The 20,148-nt window shown below is 66.0% G+C and carries 20 protein-coding genes; 12 read left to right on the top strand and 8 right to left on the bottom strand.

From position 1 onward, the window contains the following. Positions 1–97 precede the first annotated feature (97 nt). From STE01S_RS01340 to STE01S_RS01365, 6 genes are all read right to left on the bottom strand, one after another. A complete protein-coding gene (locus tag STE01S_RS01340; RefSeq protein ID WP_062764169.1) occupies positions 98–409 on the bottom strand; it encodes a hypothetical protein in 312 nt (103 codons plus the stop codon). Positions 410–415: 6 nt separating this feature from the next. Beyond that, positions 416–1,567 carry a class A beta-lactamase gene (gene bla / locus STE01S_RS01345; RefSeq protein ID WP_058811306.1) on the bottom strand — a complete coding sequence of 384 codons (1,152 nt, stop codon included), beginning with the start codon at positions 1,565–1,567 and terminating at the stop codon, positions 416–418. A gap of 157 nt (positions 1,568–1,724) precedes the next feature. After that, positions 1,725–2,390 (bottom strand): peptide-methionine (S)-S-oxide reductase MsrA, encoded by a 666-nt coding sequence (gene msrA / locus STE01S_RS01350; protein WP_062764171.1) that lies wholly within the window; start codon positions 2,388–2,390, stop codon positions 1,725–1,727. Positions 2,391–2,682: 292 nt separating this feature from the next. Further along, on the bottom strand, positions 2,683–3,894 hold the full coding sequence (locus tag STE01S_RS01355; protein WP_003042809.1) for a pyridoxal phosphate-dependent aminotransferase: 1,212 nt from the start codon (positions 3,892–3,894) through the stop codon (positions 2,683–2,685). A 129-nt stretch (positions 3,895–4,023) separates the two neighbouring features. Beyond that, a complete protein-coding gene (gene pabB, locus STE01S_RS01360) occupies positions 4,024–5,841 on the bottom strand; it encodes an aminodeoxychorismate synthase component I (protein ID WP_174531817.1) in 1,818 nt (605 codons plus the stop codon). Between the two features lie 22 nt (positions 5,842–5,863). Next, a complete protein-coding gene (locus STE01S_RS01365; protein ID WP_062764175.1) occupies positions 5,864–6,400 on the bottom strand; it encodes a hypothetical protein in 537 nt (178 codons plus the stop codon). Positions 6,401–6,539: 139 nt separating this feature from the next. On the opposite strand from STE01S_RS01365, the gene STE01S_RS01370 reads away from it, so the two are divergent. The 8 genes from STE01S_RS01370 (at position 6,540) to STE01S_RS01405 (ending at position 14,420) form a co-directional block, all read left to right on the top strand. Further along, on the top strand, positions 6,540–8,207 hold the full coding sequence (locus STE01S_RS01370; protein WP_062764177.1) for a long-chain-fatty-acid--CoA ligase: 1,668 nt from the start codon (positions 6,540–6,542) through the stop codon (positions 8,205–8,207). 134 nt (positions 8,208–8,341) lie between these two features. Continuing rightward, positions 8,342–8,773, top strand: coding sequence for a MerC domain-containing protein (locus STE01S_RS01375; RefSeq protein ID WP_174531820.1), 432 nt, complete (start codon positions 8,342–8,344; stop codon positions 8,771–8,773). A gap of 52 nt (positions 8,774–8,825) precedes the next feature. Then, positions 8,826–9,290, top strand: a complete 465-nt coding sequence (locus STE01S_RS01380; protein WP_062764179.1) for a Fur family transcriptional regulator — start codon at positions 8,826–8,828, stop codon at positions 9,288–9,290. A gap of 1 nt (position 9,291) precedes the next feature. Beyond that, on the top strand, positions 9,292–10,113 hold the full coding sequence (locus STE01S_RS01385; RefSeq protein ID WP_062764180.1) for a hypothetical protein: 822 nt from the start codon (positions 9,292–9,294) through the stop codon (positions 10,111–10,113). Positions 10,114–10,181: 68 nt separating this feature from the next. Then, positions 10,182–11,705 (top strand): fumarate hydratase, encoded by a 1,524-nt coding sequence (locus STE01S_RS01390; protein ID WP_062764182.1) that lies wholly within the window; start codon positions 10,182–10,184, stop codon positions 11,703–11,705. A 272-nt stretch (positions 11,706–11,977) separates the two neighbouring features. After that, a complete protein-coding gene (locus STE01S_RS01395) occupies positions 11,978–12,268 on the top strand; it encodes a GIY-YIG nuclease family protein (protein WP_062764184.1) in 291 nt (96 codons plus the stop codon). A 161-nt stretch (positions 12,269–12,429) separates the two neighbouring features. Continuing rightward, positions 12,430–13,965 carry a M20/M25/M40 family metallo-hydrolase gene (locus STE01S_RS01400; RefSeq protein ID WP_062764186.1) on the top strand — a complete coding sequence of 512 codons (1,536 nt, stop codon included), beginning with the start codon at positions 12,430–12,432 and terminating at the stop codon, positions 13,963–13,965. Beyond that, positions 13,962–14,420, top strand: coding sequence for a VOC family protein (locus tag STE01S_RS01405; RefSeq protein ID WP_062764188.1), 459 nt, complete (start codon positions 13,962–13,964; stop codon positions 14,418–14,420). The genes STE01S_RS01400 and STE01S_RS01405 overlap by 4 nt, the downstream gene beginning before the upstream one ends. Here the strand turns inward: STE01S_RS01405 and STE01S_RS01410 are convergent. Continuing rightward, positions 14,417–15,574, bottom strand: coding sequence for a DUF481 domain-containing protein (locus tag STE01S_RS01410; RefSeq protein WP_062764190.1), 1,158 nt, complete (start codon positions 15,572–15,574; stop codon positions 14,417–14,419). The two genes, STE01S_RS01405 and STE01S_RS01410, sit on opposite strands and share 4 nt — an antisense overlap. Before the next feature lie 136 nt (positions 15,575–15,710). On the opposite strand from STE01S_RS01410, the gene STE01S_RS01415 reads away from it, so the two are divergent. The 4 genes from STE01S_RS01415 to STE01S_RS01430 all read left to right on the top strand — a co-directional run bounded on the left by STE01S_RS01415 (position 15,711) and on the right by STE01S_RS01430 (position 18,459). Further along, positions 15,711–15,986, top strand: coding sequence for a hypothetical protein (locus tag STE01S_RS01415; protein WP_040589778.1), 276 nt, complete (start codon positions 15,711–15,713; stop codon positions 15,984–15,986). Between the two features lie 91 nt (positions 15,987–16,077). After that, positions 16,078–16,662, top strand: coding sequence for a DUF1285 domain-containing protein (locus tag STE01S_RS01420; protein WP_003042845.1), 585 nt, complete (start codon positions 16,078–16,080; stop codon positions 16,660–16,662). Continuing rightward, positions 16,662–17,252 carry a CoA pyrophosphatase gene (locus tag STE01S_RS01425; protein ID WP_003042847.1) on the top strand — a complete coding sequence of 197 codons (591 nt, stop codon included), beginning with the start codon at positions 16,662–16,664 and terminating at the stop codon, positions 17,250–17,252. The genes STE01S_RS01420 and STE01S_RS01425 overlap by 1 nt, the downstream gene beginning before the upstream one ends. Positions 17,253–17,265: 13 nt before the next feature. Next, positions 17,266–18,459, top strand: coding sequence for a CCA tRNA nucleotidyltransferase (locus STE01S_RS01430; protein ID WP_082813195.1), 1,194 nt, complete (start codon positions 17,266–17,268; stop codon positions 18,457–18,459). On the opposite strand, the gene STE01S_RS01435 is transcribed toward STE01S_RS01430, so the two are convergent. Further along, positions 18,432–20,072 (bottom strand): putative bifunctional diguanylate cyclase/phosphodiesterase, encoded by a 1,641-nt coding sequence (locus STE01S_RS01435; protein ID WP_003042851.1) that lies wholly within the window; start codon positions 20,070–20,072, stop codon positions 18,432–18,434. The genes STE01S_RS01430 and STE01S_RS01435 overlap by 28 nt on opposite strands. Positions 20,073–20,148 lie beyond the last annotated feature (76 nt).

A 20,148-nucleotide genomic window follows, 5' to 3' on the forward strand; every position in this document is an offset into this window, starting at 1 on the left:
CGGGGAGATATGCGGCGCCGCATAAGCACAAGTTGCGCGGCAAGGCTACCCCTGCCGCGCCCAGAAAATCTTGACACGCGCCAAAGCGGCGGTTGGATCAGCGCAGCGCACACACCGCGGCGGAGCTGGTCGTCACCGCCAATATCTCCGGATCCTTTAGCGCGCGGACCTTGCGGAAGAACTGGTCGAGCGTCAGGTCGGTGATTTCGCGGTCTTTCAGGCTGCCCAGCGCCGACAGGCGGCGAAGCTGGACGAGCGACATCCGGTCGACCATGCGCCCCGCCATGCACGTCGACATCGCCTTCGACAGACCCGCATTCTGGAGCCCGTTGCGCAGCCGCGTCTCGGGCGTTGCGCAGGCGGACAGGACCAGCGGCAGCGCCAGCAGCGGAACCATCACCCTTTTCATCGAAGCCTACTTTCCGTGAAATTCGGCCACCGCGCCGGAAACCGCCTGCATCAGCGCCATGCGCGCGGGGATCGACGCCGATGTATCGCCCAGCATCACGACGATGGCATAGCGCGTACCGTCGGGTGCGGTGGCGATGCCGATGTCGTTATAGCCTGCCGTCTCGCCTTTGTAATCCTGGCCGGTGCCGGTCTTGTGCATGAAGTCCCAGCCCGAGGGGAGCCCGGCCTTCAGCCGCTTCGGCCCGCTGTGCGTCCGGCTCATCACGCCCATCAGATATTGCGTCGATTCGGGCGACAGCAGCGCCCCGCGCGCCAGCCGGGTCAATGCGCTCGCGATCGCCGCCGGCGCGGCGCCGTCCATCGGATTGGCAAGATAGGCCTCGCGCGCGGCCTTGCGCGTCGAATCGGGCAGCGCGGCGCGCGCCTGCTGGAAGGCATTGCCCCGCGAATAGCTCTGCTGCCACGACAGGCCCGCGGTCGCGCTCTGCAACAGGCGTTCGCCGGGACCGAAACGGATCGATCCCAGATCCTTCTTCGCGATGAAGCGCCGGACCGCCTCGGGACCGCCCACCGTGCGCAGCAGGCTGTCGTTGGCGGTGTTGTCGCTGTGCGTGATCGCGGTTTCGATAAGGTCGCGCACGCTCATCGTCACCTTGCCTTCGGACCGCACGCGCGCCGCGAGCGGCTGATGGAACAGGGTGAGGTCGTTGGGGCCGATGTCCACCTGGCGGTCGAGGCTGAGTTTGCCCTGGTCGACCGCATCGAGCACGGTCATCGCCACCCACAGTTTCGACACGCTCTGCTGCGGGAACAGTTCGCCGCCGCGTTCCGAAAAGGACCATTCGCCGTCGATACGCTGAACCGCGATGCCGGTCTTGCCGGGAAAAGTTCGCCAAAGCTGCGAAATCCGGTCGCTGAGACCACTCGGCGGGCGCCGGAAGCCCGGATCGACGACGTCCTTGGGCGGTGCATTCACCGCGCGCGCCGGGGTTGCGGTGCTGACCGGCGGCCCGATGGGAACGCTGACCGCACCGCGCGGCGCCGTTTGCGCCTGCCGCGGCGTCGGCACCAGTGCCGCGCCGCTGACACAGCCCGCCAGCGCCATACCGCCAATCGCCATACCGAGCAGCCGCCTGCCCGAAAATCCCAACGCCATCATAACCCCGCAACCCGCGACCAGTTTATCGCCCGACCTTTTTGGTCGGCACCATGCGTCCCGCACTCTGCCTGCGCGGACCAGCGATTTGCGGTGAATGATTCCTATCGCGCGATAAGTGGCGGAACGCTGAACGGCCTGCCGCGTGCGGCGCCGTTCAGGGCGCCGGGGTCGCCCGCACCCATTCGGGATAGAGGCGTTTCAGCGCCGCCAGCTTGGGCGCGTCCCAGCGGCGGATATAGCCATTGTCGGGATGCAGGCGCATGAAATCCTGATGATAGGCTTCGGCGCGGTAAAAGCCTTTGTAGCTTTCGACCGGGACCACGATCGGCGCCTTGAAATAATGACCCTTGCCGATCTGTGCCAGATACGCGGTCGCAACCTGCCGCTGCGCGGCATCCATCGGCACGATCGCGGCGCGATATTGGGTGCCGCTGTCGGGACCTTGCCGGTTTTTCAGCGTCGGGTCGGCGACCACGGAAAACAGGATGCGCAACAAGGTGCCATAGCTGACCACCGACGGATCATAGACGATGCGAACCGACTCGGCATGTCCGGTCGTGCCGGACGAGGTCTGGTCATATTCGGCGGTGGCCTTGCTGCCGCCATGATAGCCCGATTCGACCGACACGACGCCCTTCACATTGGAAAAGACGCCTTCGACGCCCCAGAAGCATCCGCCCGCGAGCACGGCAACCGCACGCTTCGTCTTCACGGCGGGATCGACAGCCGCCGCGGGGAGCTTGACGACGCTTTCCGCCTGCGCGGGCGCGCATTGCGCCAGCACCGCGGCAGCAATCAGCGCGGCGAAGGGGCGCCGCATCGCGGTCAGATCGGCATGGCGACCGCCGGCTGATTCAGCACGACGATCAAGGCACCAATGGCGAAGCCGGCGAGCATGGTCGGAAACCAGTCGGAGCGGAACATCGAAAACATAAAAGCCTCTTTTTGTCATATTGTCGTTTTCGTGGGGGAGGCCCCCTCGGTTACAGCGACGATATGGCGCGCCCCGTGCCGCCGTGCAGTGACCGCCATCACCCATAGCGACGATGGCTTACTATCCGGTGAACCGGATGACGGGGCATCGTTCAGACGGCGCCGGTCCGGCGCCGCGGTCAGCGCAGCGCGGCGCAGGCCTGCTGGATGCGGATGCACGCTTCCTTGAGCACCGCCTCCGACGTCGCATAGGAAACGCGGAAGGCTGGCGACAGACCGAAGGCCGCGCCATGCACCGCCGCGACGCGCGCGGTGTCGAGGAAATAATCGATCAGCGCTTCGTCGCTGTCGATCGGCTTGCCGTCGGGGGTCGTCTTGCCCATGCAGCCGCTCGCGTCGGGATAGACATAGAAGGCCCCGTCGGGAACCGGGCAGTTCAGCCCCGGCGCGTCGTTGAGCATCGCGACGACCATGTCGCGGCGCTTGCGGAACGCGGCGTTGCGCTCCTCGAGAAACTGCTGCGGCCCGCCGAGCGCGGCCACCGCCGCGGCCTGCGCGACCGAACAGGGGTTCGAGGTCGACTGCGACTGCAGCTTGCCCATTGCCTTGATCAGCCATGCGGGGCCGCCGGCATAGCCGATGCGCCAGCCGGTCATCGCATAGGCCTTGGAACAGCCGTTGACGGTCAGGATACGGTCGATCAGGTCGGGGCAGCGCTGCGCCAGCGTCGAGAAGGCGAAATCGGCGTACCAGACATGTTCGTACATATCGTCGGTCATCACCATCACATGCGGATGGCGGCGGATGACCTCGCCCAGCGCGTCGAGTTCCTCGGGCGAATAGGCGGCGCCCGACGGGTTCGACGGCGAATTGAAGATGATCCAGCGCGTCTTCGCGGTGATCGCGGCGTCGAGCTGTTCGGGCGTGATCTTGTAATGCTGCGCCGCCGACGCCTCGATCGTCACCGGCGTGCCGCCGGCAAAGGCGACGATGTCGGGATAGCTGACCCAATAGGGTGCCGGGATGATCACCTCGTCGCCGGGGTCGACCGTCGCGACGAGCGCGTTGAACAGCGTGTGCTTGCCGCCGACATTGACCGTGATCTGGTCGAGCCCGAAGTCGAGCCCGTTGTCGCGGCGGAACTTGCCGCGGATCGCTTCCTTGAGCGCGACCGTGCCGTCGACCAGCGTATATTTGGTCTGGCCGCCGCGGATCGCCTCGATCGCCGCTTCCTTGACGAAATCGGGCGTGTCGAAATCGGGCTCGCCCGCCGACAGGCCGATCACGTCGACGCCGTCCGCTTTCAGCTTGGTGACGCGCGCGGTCATCGCGAGCGTGGCCGAGGGCTGGATGCGGTTGAGGGCGGCGGAGGTGTGCGGCTTCAGCGACATGACGATACTTTCCGTGGCTTGCGCGGACAGGCTGCAAAATGACAGGAAATTGCGCGGGGCCGCGCCTAAAGCCTCCGCCCGCAATAGGCAAGTCGGCGGCGCCATAAATTAGCTATGCAAGCCGAAAGTTCAGCCTGCGGGCTGCGCCAGTCGCGCCGGGATCAGCCCGCGCAGCGAATTGCCGATGAAGAAGCCGTCCGCCAGATCGGCGAGGCGCAGATGCGACTCGACCGCTCGCCCCTTTTCGACCAGTTCGGCGCGCAGCACGCCGGGCAACAGGCCGAGCGACAGCGGCGGCGTGAGCAACAGGCCGTCGCGTTCGACGAAGATGTTGCTCCAGCTTCCTTCGGTCACGAACCCCGGCTCGTCGACGAACACGACTTCGGCGGTGCCGTGCGCCGCACGCACTTCGTCATAGGCGCCGCGAAGGCTGGTCTTGTGGGTCAGACGGAAATCGCCGGGAGCGAGCGGCGCAGGCGCGACGGCGACCGGCACCGGGAGCTCGGCAAGCCGCGGCAATGGCGACACCTCGACCGCAAGCGCGCCCGAAGGCGCGAGCCGCATCCGCACGCGCGCGGCGCTGCGCAGGCGAAAGGTCGCCGACTGCAGATTGTTGCGCGCGCCGTGGCGGTCGAAACGAAAGCCCAGCGCCTCGGCGCTCGCCTTCATGCGCGCCAGATGCCCCTCGAGCCGCTGGACGCCGTCCACGGGATCGAAGTGCATCGTCTCGATCAGATCGAAGCTTTGCCCGGCAGCGACCACAAATTCCCCCTTGGCCAGACATTCGCGCCATTCTTCAGCCGGTTCGCTGTCGGCGACGATTCCGGAACCCAGTCCCAGCGTGGCGCAATGCGCTCCGTCGCGCAAGTCGCGCTGCGACGGAAAGACGAGCGTTCGGATCGCGACATTGAACGCCGCCTCGCCATCGGGCGCGATGAAGCCGATCGAACCGGTGTAAAGTCCGCGCGCTTCGTCCTCCAGTTCGTCGATGATCTCCATCGCCCGCACCTTGGGTGCGCCGGTGATCGACCCGCAGGGAAAGGCGGCGCGCAGCACGTCCGCGGCCCCCTTGTCCGCGGGCAGGCGCGCGGTGACGTCAGAGACGAGCTGATGAATCGTGGGATAGGTTTCGACGCGAAACAGGTCGGGCACCGCGACCGATCCGGCCTCGGCAACGCGCGACAGATCGTTGCGGAGCAGGTCGACGATCATCAGATTTTCGGCACGCTGCTTGGGATCCTGCGCGAGCGCCCGCGCCCCGCGCGCGTCGCTTTCGGGATCGGCGCGACGCGCGGCCGTCCCCTTCATCGGCCGCGCCATCACCGCGCCGCCGCGCAGCGCAAAGAAAAGCTCGGGCGACAGCGACGCGATCGCCTGCTCGCCGGTCCAGATAAAACCGCCATATCCCGCCCGCGCCGTCTGCCGCAGCCGCGCATAGACGGCGAGCGGATCGCCCGCGAAGGGCACGTCGGCGCGAAAGGTCAGATTGGCCTGATAAATGTCGCCGGCGCGAATATAATCGAGAACGCGCGCAACGGCGGCTTCATAGTCCGCACGCGCCACGCGCGGACGTGGTGCGCCGATCCAAGCGGCATCGGGATCGGGTAGAAGCGACGCAACTGCGTCGGCATCGATCCGCTCGACACGCTCGAACAGGCCGAACCAGGCTAGCGGTGCATCGAAGTTCATCGGCGCGGCACCGCGCCCCCGCCAAGCGGGCGCCAGCGCCTTGCCCCCATCATAAGCGAGATAGCCGGCGACATACAGGCCACGCGCCGCAGCCGCCTCGACCGCTTCGATCAGCGAGACGACATCGCCGACGTCGTCTGCACGCACAATATCGAGCGGATCGCGGAACAGGCGCGCCTCCGCTCCCGTCACTCGCGCGTCGTCGAGCAACACAAAGGGCGCCGCGGAGGCGGCCGTTAGCTGATACTGTGTCGTCATCGACCGCTTGGGGTTATGCGTGTTAGCGCTCTCGGCGGACGCGAACCGACGGCCTGCCTTCGAGACTGAGGAAATAGGCGCCCAAGGCCGCAGGTTTGATAACAATCTTTTGCCCCGGACGCGGCCGCAGCGGCATCCTCTTGCCATCGATTTGAACCCAGACAGACCCGTCGGCCATTTCGATGCGATAGCCTCCTGTACTGGCTTCGGATGCGGAGACGACCGTCGTTTCGACGCTTTCGACCTTGTCTTCGTCATCGCCGCCGAAAATACCGAAATCCGGGAGGGTAAAGCCGAAGAGACCGCGACGCGTCTTCTTGATCGTTTCCCGGTCCGCAAAGGTGATCTCCCGCGCCTGATCGGCGACCGAAAGCGCGGCGACCTCGCGATCGAAGCAGGCAAGCCGTTCCGTCGGATCAGCGACATCCCGGCACGAATAGAGCTTGTCGATCTGAGCCGGCCGCGGCGCAGGCGCTTTGTCCTTTGCCGTCGCCGGAGTAGCGGCGATGCAGGCGAAAGCAGCAAGAACCGCGACGATCCGAGATGAAAGCTGCGACATGACAATCCCCCTGCAAAGACGATGGCCCTGCCTAGCCGCCGCGGCGGCGGCCCGCAAGCGCGCTGCCGATTGCGATATCGGCTTACTGACCCTAGTGTAAGGAAATCCCGCCTCATTTCCGAAAGGACGCCATCCCCCGATGGGCACGCTCTACGACTGGTCGACCGAATATCGCCACCCCGCCGCCTGGGACCAGTCGTTCGCGCCGCTCTCGCTGCCCGCCATGCTCGCCGACAGCGTCGCGCGGCGCGGCGAGGCGCCGATGCTCGACTTCATGGGGCGCCGTTTCAGCTATGCCGAAGTCGCGGACGGGGTCGCCCGCGTCGCGCGCGGCCTGCAGCAGCGCGGCCTCGGCAAGGGCAGCCGGGTCGGCCTGTTCCTGCCCAATGTCCCGCATTATGTCGCCGCCTATTATGGCGCGCTCGCCGCGGGTGCGACCGTGGTCAATTTCTCGCCGCTCTACACTGTCGCCGAACTTGAGGCGCAGGTGGAGGATTCGGGAACCGACACGCTGTTCACGATCAGCGCCTCGGCACTGTTGCCGACGGCGCTCGCGGTGCTCGAGGGGTCGAGCCTGAAGCGGCTGGTCGTCGGCTCGATCGCTGGCGGGCTTCCTGCCGCCAAGTCGATCCTCTACCGCCTGTTCCGGCGCAAGGAGACGGCGGCGGTGCCCGACGATCCGCGCATCATCCGTTTTTCGGCGCTGACCGACAATGATGCGCGCCCCGATCCGGTCGCCATCGACCCGGAAGGCGATGTCGCGCTGATCCAGTATACCGGCGGCACGACGGGCACGCCGAAGGGCGCGATGCTGACGCACCAGAATCTGACCGCCAACGCGCGGCAGGTCAATGCGATCGACCCCGACCGCGACGCCGACGACCGCATCCTCGGCGTGCTGCCCTTCTTCCACGTCTTCGCTAACACCTGCGTCCTCAACCGGACGGTGTTGAACGGCGGCATGATCGCGATGCTCCCGCGCTTCGACGCGAAACAGGCGCTGCAGACGATCACCCGGACGAAGGCGACGGCGCTGCCGGGCGTACCGACCATGTATCAGGCACTGCTCGACCATCCCGACCTTGCCAAGACCGATTTCTCCAGCTTGCGCGTCTGCATCTCGGGGGGCGCGCCGATGCCCGCCGAACTGCGCGAGAAATTCGTTGCAGCGACCGGCGCGTCGCTCGTCGAAGGCTATGGCCTCACCGAAAGCGCCGGGGTCGTCGCGACCAACCCCTATGAAGGTCCGGTCAAGGCGGGAACGATCGGCCAGCCGATCCCCGCGACGCATATCCGCCTGCTCGACAAGGAAGATCCTGCCAAGGACGCGCCTGAGGGCGAGCCCGGCGAGCTGGCGGTCAAAGGGCCGCAGATCATGCGCGGCTACTGGAACCGCCCCGACGCCGACCAGGACAGCTTCACCGCCGACGGCTGGCTGCGCACCGGCGACGTCGCGACGATCGACGCCGACGGCTATATCCGCATCGTCGACCGGCTGAAGGACATGATCGCGGTCGGCGGCTTCAAGGTCTATCCGAGCGAGATCGAGCACAAACTCTACCAGCACCCGGCGGTGAAGGAAGCGATCGTGCTCGGCGTCCCCGATCCTTATCGCGGCGAACATCCCAAGGCCTTCGTCACGCTGGAAGAGGGTTATGACGTCTCGGGCGACGCGCTCGCCGCCTGGCTCAACCCGCAGCTTGGCAAGCATGAACGCGTGAGCGCCGTCGAAGTGCGCGATCATCTGCCCAAGACGATGATCGGCAAGCTGGACCGCAAGGCCTTGCGCGCCGAAGCGGGGGGATGACAACCGCCCCTTCTCACCCCCGCCTTCACGCGGGTGACGGGAAGTGAAAGGATAGAAATGTCATAATGTGACATTGTAACCTTTGTCATGTTATGCCATATCAAGGCCTGCAATTGCTTTCCTTGGAGAATCGGGTGACGCGCGTCGCCAGCCATGCCCCTGTTCTGACGCGCCTTAGTGCGCTGGTTCGGGCTGCGCGCGATTCGCGGCCGCTGACCGCTTTGACGGGCGATCAGCTCGCCATCGGCCTGTCGGGCCTGTGCCTCGTCCACTGCCTTGCCAGCACGATCTTCTTTGCCTCGCTCGCCTCGGTCGGCGGCGCGTTGTTGCATCCTGCCTTTCACGAGATCGGGCTGGTCGTTGCGATCGGCTTTGCGCTGGTTACGCTCGTCGCCGGGGTGCTCAGCCACGGCTATATGATGCCTTTCGCGGTCGGCAGCTTCGGGCTGGGCATGATGGCGGGCGCACTGTCGCGGCCGCATGACGGCAGCGAAGTGCTCGCGACGATGATCGGGGTCGCGGTTGTCGCGCTCGGGCACGATCTCAATCGCCGCGCGGCGCACTGATACGCATTGCCCGCAGCTTGCGGGCGCCCTCCAAAGCGCCTACATTATCCCTATGGGCAAGCACGAACATGCGCATATCGAGGCCAGCGGCGCCTCGCTCGCCAATGCGGCGCAGAACGCGCTCGAAAAGGCCGGCGAAGCGTGGACCGACATGCGCGCGCAGATTTTCGATGCGGTCGCCGAAATTGGCAAGCCAGCGAGCGCCTATGAAATCGCCGACATCGTCTCGCAAAAACGCGGCAAGCGGGTCGCGCCCAACAGCGTCTACCGCATCCTCGACCTGTTCGTTGCCAACAATCTCGTCCGCCGGGTCGAAAGCGCCAATGCCTTTGTTGCCAACAGCCATCCGGGCTGCCTGCACGACTGCATCTTCCTGATCTGCGACAGCTGCGGCAACGCCGTCCATGTCGATAATGACAAGCTGTCCGACGGCGTGCGCGCCGCCGCCGCCGCGACCGGATTTGCTGCCGAGCGCCCGGTGATCGAAGTGCGCGGCAAATGCGCCGAGTGCCAATAGGTTGAATGAGGGCGCGCTGCCAGCGGTACGCTGGTGGCTCGCGGCGCTTTTCCTCGGTTTCGGCACCATAACGGTCGGCCTTTGGCTGAGCCAAACCTTCCCGCAAGACAGCTTCGCCGCCGAGCCGGGCTACGGCGCACCGGTGCTTGCCTTCGAGTTCGCGGGTGGGCAGGACGATCTTCTCGCGATCTTCGGACCCGATAGCGACCCGCGGCAGGTCGGGCGCCTCGCCGCAATGCGAACCGGCAACGAGCGCGACTATCTCTACATGCTGCTTTACGCCGGATTCCTGGCCAGCGGCCTGATCGCTCTGGGACGCGAGACGGGGCTACGCCTGTTCGCCGTCGCCGCCGCTCTGCCGATCCTGGCCGCGCTTTGCGACGGGTATGAAAACTGGCTGCTGTTCGACATTCAGGCCGCCTTCACTGCAGGCGATTATTCGCCCGCGATGGCCAGCCTGTCCTATCCGGTCGCCGCGAAATTCGTGCTGCTGGCGCTGACCAATGTCGCGATCGGGCTTGCGCTCGCACAGCTCGGCGGGCGCTGGTGGACCCTGGCGGGAACACTCGTCATCGTCGCCTGCGTCCCCACGCTGATGGCGATCGCCCTGCCCGCCCATTATGGCTGGACGCTGCTCGCAGCCGCGGGTGGCGGCTGGATCGTGCTGCTCGGGACCACGGCCATCGCCTGCTGGCGCGGCATGATGCGGGGCCGTCCGCTCGTCGTCGCACTCACCGCGCCACCCCTTCGCCCCGTCGTCCGCCCGTCCGCGCGCCACCCGGCGAGCCCGCCCGCGACCGGTTTCGGGCGCCGCAGGCGCTGACCCCTTTCCGTTGCCGCGATGCGGGTCTAGGGAAACCGCGACTCACGAAACCGGGCAAAGGGCTGCACATGAACACCGTCATCATCCGCGAAGACGACCTCATCGAAACCGTCGCCGACGCGCTCCAGTACATCAGCTATTTTCACCCGATGGACTATATCCGCGCCTTGGGCGCCGCCTATGAGCGCGAGGTGTCGCCCGCTGCGAAGGACGCGATGGCGCAGATCCTGTCGAACAGTCGCATGTGCGCCGAGGGACACCGTCCGATCTGTCAGGATACCGGCATCGTCACCGTGTTCATCAAATGGGGCATGGACTGCCGCCTCGACTCGCCCCGCAGCCTGCAACAGGTCGTCGATGAAGGCGTCCGCCGCGCCTATCTCCACCCCGACAACAAGCTGCGCGCCTCGATCCTCGCCGATCCGGCGTTCAGCCGCGTCAATACCAAGGACAACACGCCGTCGGTGCTGAATGTCGAAATGGTCCCCGGCGACAAGGTGCATATCGACGTCGCGGCGAAGGGCGGCGGCAGCGAGAACAAGTCGAAGTTCAAGATGATGAACCCCAGCGACTCGATCGTCGACTGGGTGCTCGAAATGGTGCCCCAGATGGGCGCCGGCTGGTGCCCGCCCGGCATGCTCGGCATCGGCATCGGCGGCACTGCCGAAAAGGCGATGCTGCTCGCCAAGCAGTCGTTGATGGACCCGATCGACATGACCGAACTGCTCGCGCGCGGGCCGAGCAATCCGACCGAGGAACTGCGCATCGAGCTTTATGAAAAGGTCAACGCGCTCGGCATCGGCGCGCAGGGACTTGGCGGCCTCGCCACCGTGCTCGACATCAAGATCAAGGATTGGCCGACGCACGCCGCGTCGAAACCGGTCGCCATGATCCCCAATTGCGCCGCGACCCGCCACGCGCATGTCACGCTCGACGGCAGCGGCCCCGCCTATCTCGAAAAGCCAGTGCTCGCCGACTATCCGCAGATCGACTGGGCGCCCGACAGCGCAGCGAAACGCATCGACCTCGACACGCTGACGCCCGAAGTGGTCGCGAGCTGGAAACAGGGCGACCGCATCCTCCTCAATGGCAAGATGCTCACCGGCCGCGACGCCGCGCACAAGCGCATCGCCGACATGCTCGCCAAGGGCGAAGAGCTGCCCGTCGAGTTCAAGGGCCGCGTTATCTATTATGTCGGCCCGGTCGATCCGGTGGGCGAGGAAATCGTCGGCCCCGCCGGCCCCACCACCGCGACGCGCATGGACAAGTTCATGGACATGATGCTCGAACAGGGCCTGCTCGCCTGCGTCGGCAAGGCCGAACGCGGCCCCGCCGCGACGCAGGCGATCGCCAAGCACAAGAGCGCCTATCTGATGGCAGTCGGCGGCGCCGCCTATCTCGTCGCGCGCGCGATCAAGGGCAGCAAGGTCGTCGGCTTCGCCGACCTCGGCATGGAGGCGATCTACGAATTCGAGGTCAAGGACTTCCCCGTCACCGTCGCGGTCGACAGCGAAGGCCAGAATGTCCACGTCAACGCCCCGAAAATCTGGCAAAAGCGGATCAAGGACGAAGGGCTGCTCGAGAAGGCGTGAGGCGATCTGCCAAGTCGCTGTGCGAACACCTGACTATTTGGAGCAGGCCCCAGCTGTGTTGCTAGTGAGGAGATCCTACAAACAAAGGGATCATCTCGATGGGCAACAAAATCCGGATAGCTCGACTGCTCCACCGCATTCAAGGCCGCGGCCTCACCTTCCCTTCTCCGTCACCCCGGCGAAGGCCGGGGTCTCGCCCTCACGACCCCAAACCTCCGCAACGGAGAGATCCCGGCCTTCGCCGGGATGACGATGTGGGATAGGTCTGCGCCATGCGCCAGCCCTGCACCTACATCCTGACCAACCGCAGCAACCACTTATTCTATATCGGTGTAACCGGCGACATCGCCGCCCGCATGGTGCAGCATCGCAACGGACAAGGCTCGGCGCATTGCCGACGCTACAATATTCACAAGCTCGTTCACGCCGAGTTCCACGCAACAATGGCTGACGCGATCGCGCGCGAGAAGGCCTTGAAGGTGTGGCATCGCGATTGGAAGCGACGGCTGGTGAACGAGAATAATCCCGCCTGGACCGATCTGTTCGATACGATATTGAGCTGAAGGCGCCTTGTCGCATCGGCGAGATCCCGGCCTTCGCCGGGATGACCGACATATTGGCATCGTCATCCCGGTAAAGACCGGGATCTCGCCGGTGCATCCTTGCCATCCCCTCCAATTTGAAGAACACTCCCGCACGGCATACACAGCATAGGGGACGCGTGATGGATTTCCGGGAGCTTGACCGATTGGACCGCCGCGCATTGCTGCGCGGCACCGCGATGCTGGGCGCGGGTGCGATGATGATGCGGCCGCTGCCGACGCTTGCTGCAAGCGGCCCGATGGCGGCGATCCGCAAGGCGGCCGAGGCGGGCAAGGAGGCGTCGGTCAAGCGGCTGCGCGACTGGATCGCCCTGCCCTCGATCGCGGCGGAAAATCGCAACATGGCCGAAGGCGCGGCCTATATGGCCGACCTTGCGAAGGACGCGGGCTTTTCGAATGTCGAGATCGTTCCGACCGACGGCCAGCCCGGGGTGTTCGGCACCATCGACGTCGGCGCGCCGCGCACGCTCGGCATCTATTTCATGTATGATGTGAAGCAGTTCGATCCCGCCGAATGGTCGTCGCCGCCGCTCGAAGGCAAGATGGTCGACAAGCCGGGCTTTGGCCTGTCGATCGTCGGGCGCGGCGCGGTGAACCAGAAGGGGCCCGAGGCGACCTTCCTCGCGGCGCTTCACGCGATCCGCGCTGCCAAGGCGAAATTGCCCGTCAACATCGTCCTGATCTGCGAGGGCGAGGAGGAAATCGGATCGCCGCATTTCCGCCAGGTCGCGACCAAACCGAACGTGCTCGCCGCGCTCAAGAAATGCGACGGCATTTTCATCCCCTTTGCCTCGCAGGACAAGACCGGCGCGGTCGATGTCAATCTGGGATCGAAGGGCATCATCGAACTTGAACTGATCGCCAGCGGTGAAAAATGGGGCCGCGGCCCCAAGGGCGACGTTCATTCCAGCCTGAAGGCGATGCTCGATTCGCCAGCGTGGCGGTTGGTGCAGGCGCTCCAGACGCTGGTCACGCCCGACGGCAATACGCCGGCGATCGAGGGCTGGTTCGAAAATGTCCGTCCGCTTACCGAGCGCGAAAAGATGCTGATCCGCGAAGCAGCAAAGGGCGCCGACGAGGCGGCCGAAAAGCAGGCGCTCGGCGTCAATGTCTGGATCGACAACCTCAAATATGACGATGCGCTGATCCGCCTCGCGCAGGAACCGACGGTCAATATCGAAGGGTTGGTCGCGGGCTACACCGGTCCCGGCGGCAAGACGATCCTGCCCGGCCGCGCGGTCGCGAAGCTCGACCTGCGCCTCGTCCCCAACCAGACGCGCGCCGAGGCCGAAAAGAAGCTGCGCGCCCACCTCGACAAGCATGGCTTCACCGACGTCGAAATGAACGTGTCGGGCGGCTATGATCCGACCGAAGTCGCCGAGGACAGCCGCCTCGTCCGTACCGAACTGGCCACCTACAAGGCGCTGAGCGTCAAGGCGAACATCAACGCGCGTCTGGCGGGAAGCTGGCCGGGCGCGACCTTCACCGCGCCGCCCGTGTCGATCCCCGCCGCCCATTTCGGCATCGGCCACGGGTCGGGCGCGCACGCGCCGAACGAATATTATCTGATCGATTCAACCAATCCCAAGGTCGCGGGCATGGTCGATGCGACGATGGGCTTCGCCGAGTTTCTCTACACCCTCGCGGCGATCAAGTGACCGGCGATCTCAACGGGGTCGCGCACGTCATCCTGACCGCCGGCGATTTCGCGCGGTCGACGGCTTTCTGGCGCGACCTGATCGGCTATCTCGAGCTCAAGGTCGTGCTCGACAGCGACGCGATGCTTTACGGCGTCGGCGGCCGCACCGCGATCGGCATCCGGACCGGCAGCCCGGAAAATGCGGGCAAACGCTTCGATCAGGGCGCGCCGGGGCTGCATCATGCCTGTTTCCGGATGCGCGATCGGGACGCCGTCGACCGCCTCTATGCCTTTTTGAAGGATCGCAGCGACATCGTCTTCGTCCACGGCCCGCAGGAGGAGCCGTGGGCGCCAGGCTATTATTCGATCCTCTTTGAAGACCCCGACGGCATCCGCATCGAATTCAACCATGTCCCGGGCGTCGGCCTGCTCGAAGCGGGCCGCGAGATCGGCGGCGCCGAAATCTTCGATTAAAAGCCGTAAACGAGCGTGAAGCGGGTGAGCGTATCGACGGTCTTGACCCCCGCCGGCGGATGGGTGTCGATGTCGGCCGAATAGGAGACCCGCGCCGACAGCGCACCCGAAAGCTTGGCATTGAGCGCGGTCAGCGAACTGGTCGTGGTCGTGCGATCGCCGACGATCGTCGAGGCGACCTGGGTCAGCCGCAGGTTCGGCGACATCTGCCACCCGAAATCGAGCCCCGCGAGCCCGGTCAACTCACTTTCGTGGCCACCGGTCACCAATTCGGTCTGCCGCCATGCCGGGCCGGCCTTCAGATTGAGCGTCATCGTCTTGCCGTCGATCAGCTTGTAGCCAAGCCCGCCCGACGCGCTCCAGCGCGCATCGAACCCCTGCATCCGGTCGCGCTCCCACCGGCCCAGGCCAAAGGCAAAGGCACGGTCGCCCATGCGGATTTGCGGTTCATATTCGGCAAGATATTTCTCGATCGTCGTCTTGCCATTGGTGCGCTGATAATCGGCCTGAACGCGGAAGCGCTGATCCCAGTCCAGCCCCTTGCGCGCCAGCGCGATGCCGGCGCTGAGCCCGGTCGATTTCGAATTGCCCGAACTGTGCGAGGCACCGATCTGCCCCTCGCCCTTCCAGTGCTGCCAGAATTTCGCGCTCGCCAGCCGCGCCCGCGCCGCATCGGCCGCCGCCTGCTTCTCGGCCGCGCGCTTGGCGCGATAATCGACCAGCAGCGCATCGATGTCGGCGACCTGTGCGGGGCTGGTCTTTTTGGCAAGCGCCCCCACCGCTTCTACATCGCCGTCTTTCTTGCTCGCCATGGCGGCGGCCAGCATCTGGAGGACCGGATCACGCTCGGGCTCCCGCTTGGTTCGCGCGCGCCAGGCCGAGAGGATCGCGTCGATTTCATCGAGCGATCGCGGATTGGTCGCCTTGGCGAGCGCCACCACGGTTTCCACATCCTTGCGCTCGCCGCTGTCGATCGCGGCGCAAATCATCGCGCGCACCGGATCGGGCAAGGGCAAGGGCCGCACCTCCATCGCCGCCATGACCGCCGGCACCGTCGCGGCGGGCAGCGCCGGACCGGCAACGGCGGCATGCGCCGGCGGCGCGCCGACAGCGGTCAGGAGAATGGCAACCGGCAGCGGCGCGAACTGTCTCATCGAACGGGATCCTTCTTGTGGGGATGCCCCGGGTAATTGCCCCGGGACCGGTTTTCCGATCGGGCGTAGAGCCGTGCCGCCGCTCTTAACCGCAAAGCCGCTGGCATTTCCACCCATTAGGCCCCATTTGATGCGCATGTGGATCGCGATCATCGCCATTTTCTGCGCCGGGGTGGGCAATTTCGCGATGCACCGCGCCTTCATGGAAAGCGACGATCCGCTGGTGCAGCAGATGGTCCGGCCGCTCGCCGACAAGGTCGGTCCGCACATCACCTACGTGTTCGAATTCCTGCTCCTCGTCGGGGCCATGGCGATCGCGACGCGCAACTGGTTCACCGCGATGCTGCTTTATGGCCTCTACACCATCTTCAATGCGATGGCGTTCAGCTGGGTGATGAATCGCCCGCGGTGAACCGCTCGAGAAGGCGCATTATCCCGGCGGCGCAGCACCCCGCACGCGACTGCTCTCTTTACTTGCCCACCCACCTTCCTATGTCGGTTTGATGGTCAGCCCCGCGCCCTCGCTTCCCAAATCCTTCGCGCAGCTTTCGCCGGCCGAGGCCGCCGAATTGCTCGCGGCGCGCAAACTGCCGCCGGTCGAAAGCTGGCATCCGGCGCGCACGGGCGACAGCGCGATGGAAATCCGCGCCGACGGCAGCTGGTATCATGAAGGCGGCCGGATCAACCGCCCGGCGATGGTGAAGCTGTTTTCGACGATCCTGCGCCGCGAACCCGATGGCGGCCATGTCCTGGTCACCCCGGCCGAAAAACTGGCGATTGCGGTCGAGGATACCGCCTTCCGCGCCGTCGAGATGAAAAGCGAGGGCGACGGCGCGGCGCGCACGCTGCTGTTTCGTCTCGACACCGACGATCTGGTCATGGCGGGCGCCGATCATCCGCTGTCCTTCGGGCGCGATCCCGACCGTCCCGACCCGCGGCTCCATGTGCGCGGCGCGATCGGCAACGGGCTGGAGGCGCGCATCGACCGCGCGCTCTATTACGAGATTGTCGAGATGGCGCTGGCCGAAGGCGGCGATCCGCCCGCCATCTGGTCGAACGGCGCCTGCTTTCCGCTGGTGGACCGCTGATGCTCTCGGCAAAGCTGCGCGATGCACTCGACAATCTGCTTCCCGATCACGGCGAGGATGAGGGCTATCTGCTCCATCGCGGCGATTCGCTGCGCGACGCGGCGGTGCTGATCGCCTTCACCGACCGGCCCGACCCCGGCGTCATCCTGACCCAGCGGCCGCAATGGCTGCGCAGCCATGCGGGACAGGTCGCCTTTCCGGGCGGCAAGATCGATCCCGGCGACGCCGATGCGGTCGATGCGGCGCTGCGCGAAGCCGAAGAGGAAATCGGCCTGCACCGCCGCGACGTGGCGGTCGCCGGGACGACCGACGCCTATCGTTCGGGCAGCGGCTATCACATCACCCCGGTCCTCGGCGTCATCCCGCCCGACCTGCCGCTCGATCCCAATCCCGACGAAGTCGAGGACTGGTTCGAAGTGCCGCTCGACATCCTGTTCGATCCCGCCAATTACGAACGCCAGCAGGCGCATTGGCAAGGACAGGTGCGCCGCTATTATGACATGCATTGGCAGGGACGGCGGATCTGGGGCGTGACGGCGGATATCATCATCAATCTGGCGCGGCGGCTGCCGCCCGGCTGGCATCGCTGAGATGGGGGTAACGATGCTGCCCGACGCCGCGTGGCGCGGCCGCGCCGGATTGCGCCGGATCGTCGCCGCGCTCGGCGCCGATGCGGTGAAGATCGTCGGCGGGGCGGTGCGCGATACGCTGCTCGGCCTGCCCGTCACCGACATCGACCTTGCGACCCCACTGCTGCCGCAAGAGGTGACCCGGCGGCTCGAGGCGGCCGATATCAAGGTCATTCCGACCGGCATCGCGCACGGCACGGTGACCGCAATCGCGAGCGGCGATCATCACGAGATCACGACGCTTCGCCGCGATGTCGAAACCGACGGCCGTCGTGCTACGATCGCCTTTGCCGAAGATTGGCGCGAGGATGCCGCACGGCGCGACTTCACGATCAACGCGCTCTATGCCGATCCGCTGACCGGCGCGGTCGACGACTGGTTCGGCGGGCTTGCCGACCTGCAGGCGGGCTGCGTCCGCTTCATCGGCGATGCGGCGACCCGGATCGCCGAGGATCATCTGCGTATCCTGCGCTTCTACCGTTTTGCCGCGCGCTTCGGGGACGGCGACCTCGAACCCGTCAGCCACGCCGCGGTGACTGCCGCGCGCCAATCGCTCAAGAGCCTGTCGCGCGAGCGCATCGCCGACGAGCTGACCAAGATCCTGTCGCTGCCCGACCCGCGCGCAATCGTCGGCCAGATGGCGGCCGACGGCATCTTCGCGGTGATCCTGCCCGAACTCGATCCGACGTTCGCCGCAGCGCTCGACCGCTTGCTCGCCAATGAAAGCGCGACCGCGGCGGCGCCCGCGGCGCTGCGCCGGCTCGCCGCGCTGTTGCCCGCCGACGCCGGTATCGCCGATCAGGTCGCGAGCCGGCTGCGCCTGTCGATGCGGCAACGCAAGCATCTGTCGGCGATCAGCGCGTATCGCCATGACGCGCGGCCGGTGCGTCAGCTTGCCCATGCCATCGGGATCGAGGCGGCGCGCGACGCGCGGCTGCTCGGCGGGAATGAGAGCGATGCAGCGGCTGCGGTCGCGGCGCTCGACGGCTGGACCGTGCCGCAGCTTCCGGTGCGCGGCGGCGACATCGTTGCACGCGGCATCGCGGCGGGCCCGGAGGTTGCGCGCATCCTGCAAGGCGTCGAGGCGCAATGGGTGACGGAGGATTATCCGGACGCCGCGCGCGTCGCGGAACTGGTCGATCAGATGATCGGGCGGAGCAGCGACTGACGCCAATAGGCGATCGCCGCGCGGGCATCCATCGGCCGCGCGAACAAATAACCCTGACCGAAATCGCAGCCGAGCGCCGAGAGCAGCCGGGCCTGGTCGGCGGTTTCCACACCCTCGGCCGTGGTGCGCATGCCCAGCACTTCGGCAAGGCTCTGGATCGTGCGGACGATGGCCGCCTTGTCGCGGTCCTCGACCATATGGTCGACGAAGCTGCGATCGATCTTGAGGACGTCAAGCGGCAGGCGCTGGAGATAGGCGAGGTTCGAATAGCCGGTACCGAAATCGTCCATCGCGACCCGGGCCTCGACCGCCTTGAGTTCGCTCAGCACCGACAGCGCAAGGTCGGGATCGCCGATGATCGCGCTTTCGGTGAGTTCGATCATCAGCCGGTCGCCGCCGATGCCGTGCCGCGCCAGCGCCTCGCGGACCACCGCCGCGACATCGTCACGAACGAGCTGGATCGCCGAGACATTGACCGAGATATAGCAGTCGACCGGGGCATCATTCTCGCGGTCCCACGCGGCGAGCGTTTCGGCCGCCTTGGCGATCGCCCATTGGCCGAGCGGGACGATCAGTCCCGAATCCTCGGCAACGGGGATGAATTCGGTGGGCGACACCGCGCGGCCGGCGCTGTTGTTCCAGCGCGCCAGCGCCTCGAAGCCCGCAACCTTGCCGGTCGACAGTTCGACGAGCGGCTGGAAGTCGAGGTGCAGGCGGTCTTCCTCGATCGCGTTGCGTAATTCGGTTTCGAGCCCGAAGCGATTGTCGGCGAGCAGCGCCGCCTCGGGTTCGTAGATTTCGATGCGGTCGGTCTGCTTCGCCCGCTTGAGCGCGATCTGCGCGTGGCGGATCTGGTCGGCGACATCGGTGTCGGGCGCGGATTGAATCGCGCACCCGAGCGCGCAATCGACGCTGACCTTCAGCTCGCCGATGCGGAAGGGGTGGTCGAAGCAGCCACGGATGCGGCGCGCCATTTCGCGGACGTCGGCCTTGCCGCCCGCGATGCGCGTCGAGATGGCGAATTCGTCGCCGCCGGTGCGCGCCAATATGTCGCCGCTGCGCAGGCTCGATTTCAGGCGCCGCGCCACGGTAATGATCAGCTCGTCACCGGCCAGCGGACCGATATGTTCGTTGATGCGGCTAAACCGCGCGAGGTCGAGCAACAGGATGGCATGATCGCCCGCTTCCTGCTCGGTACTGCGCTGTTCGACCAGTTCCTCGAACCCGGCGCGATTGGGCAGGCCGGTCAGGCTGTCGGAAACAAGTTCGCGGCGCAGATTGCGCTCGGTCATCATTTCCTGCGTCCGGTCGATCAGGGTCAGCAGGAACAGCGAATCGTCGCCGCTCTCGTCCGATAGCGGGCCGATCGATCCGCGCAGGTCGCGCGCCGCCGGGCCTTCGCCCAGGCGGCAGGAAAATTCGTGGACGCCGCCGATATGCTGCGCGGCCTTTTCGATCGCGCGGCGCAATTCGATCGGCGCCTCGACACCCGCCGGCGACAGGTCGAGCCGGTCGAACGCGGCGTTGCTGGCGTGCAGGCGAAAATTGCCGCGCGCCAGCGGCCGCACAAGCGCGGCGGGGACCGGTAAGGCGTCGATCCAGCCGACAAACAAGGATGGCCGGTCTTCACCGGTTCTATCTATTGGCATAACAAAGGGTTTGATGCGACCTTTCCCCATTGGTCGATGC

The sequence above is a fragment of the Sphingopyxis terrae subsp. terrae NBRC 15098 genome (genome assembly GCF_001598815.1).
GTDB classification, from domain to species: Bacteria; Pseudomonadota; Alphaproteobacteria; order Sphingomonadales; family Sphingomonadaceae; genus Sphingopyxis; species Sphingopyxis terrae.